Here is a 1437-nt window from a genome sequence, read left to right on the forward strand (position 1 = left end):
CACAACGTTGCTGTTCGCCGTCGCGCTCGCGAAGCTCGTCGTGCCGCGCAAATCGGCCGCCGTCGCACCGGAGATCGTGGTGGAGACGTTCGACTTGGTGGAATAGCCGACGGTGGTCTGCAATGCCTGGTTGGCGATCGACTTCGCGCTGTCGATCAGCTTCTGCAGCGAGGTGATGCCGGTGTTGGCGGCCTGCAGCACCTGCACGCCGTTGGCAATGCCATCGAGCAGGTTGTTGATGTCGCTGGCGCGGTTGTCGAGCGACTGCGCCGTGAAGAAGTTGGTGGGATTGTCCAGGGCCGAGTTGACGCTCTTGCCGGTCGACAGACGACTCTGGGTGGTGGCGAGAAGATCAGCGGTGGACTGGAGGGAAAGCAGGTTCTGGCGAACCGAGGACGAGAGAACAATACCGGACATTGAGTGTTACCCTTCTGGTACGCAACGCAACAAACTTCGATTAGGATTAATCGATGGCCGGAACGGTGAACGTAGACGGCTAACAAAACATGAAGCATGTCGCTCCAATCCCTGCGCGGATTCACCATGTCAGCGATCGGAGCCGGATCGGGCTCGCACATATCATCATGATTGAATGATGTTTTTTCGTGCAGCGGCAAAGCGTTTGCGACTTGTCAACCATAACTCAGAGTGAGCAATTGGCTGCATTCGAATGCATCGTCTTCACTTTGTCAGCGGCACTCTGATGCCGGCGCAAAAAGAAAGCGGCGGGGCCGAAGCCCCGCCGCCATGTCTTGCTTGCGATGTCGTCCGCGATTTAGCGGAGCAGCTGCAGCACGCTCTGCTGCGACTGGTTGGCCAGCGAGAGCGCGGAGACCGCGATCGACTGGCGCGTCGACAGCGCTTGGCTGTTGGCCGCTTCGGTGTTGGTGTCGGCCAGGGTCAGGTTGGACGAACCGGTCTGCAGCACGTTGATCAGGCTCTTGTTGAAGTCCTGACGCACCTGCACCACCGAGAGGTTCGAACCGAGGCTCGAGGCTTCCGAGCGCAGCGTGCTCGACGCCGCGTTCAGGTTCGACAGCACCTTGTTGGTCGCGGAGTTGTCGATGAAGTCGACACCGCTGGTCAGCGAGGCGAGGCCGAGACCCTTGGAGTTGTAGGTCACGCCCGTGATGCTCAGGTTCGACTTGCCGGTCTCGTCGAACACCAGCTTGAGCTGGTCGCCGTTCAGCAGGTTGACGCCGTTGAACGAGGAGTCCTGCGAGGTCGTGTCGATCTGGTTCAGGATGTTGTTGTACTGGCTGACCAGGTTCGAACGCGAGGTCTGGGCAACCGTGTCCTGGACGGGGCTGGAAGCCGTCGAGAACGTGAGTGATGAGGTCAGCGTGCCGCCGATCGCACCACCCGCGGCGCTCGACCCGATCGTCGAGGACGCGTAGTCGTTGGTGGTCGAGACCGTCAGCAGGCCGTTGGCGTCGA

General features: G+C 60.5%; 1 protein-coding gene and 1 pseudogene. Both read right to left on the reverse strand.

Annotated elements, in window-relative coordinates; translation table 11 throughout:
* A pseudogene (locus IVB31_RS28610) lies at positions 1 to 417 on the reverse strand (flagellin); the annotation flags it as partial.
* 358 nt (positions 418 to 775) lie between these two features.
* A partial coding sequence (locus tag IVB31_RS28615) for a flagellin (RefSeq protein ID WP_253075263.1) occupies positions 776 to 1437 on the reverse strand: 662 nt, incomplete at its 5' end.

The sequence above is a fragment of the Bradyrhizobium sp. 21 genome (genome assembly GCF_023073335.1).
GTDB lineage: Bacteria > Pseudomonadota > Alphaproteobacteria > Rhizobiales > Xanthobacteraceae > Bradyrhizobium.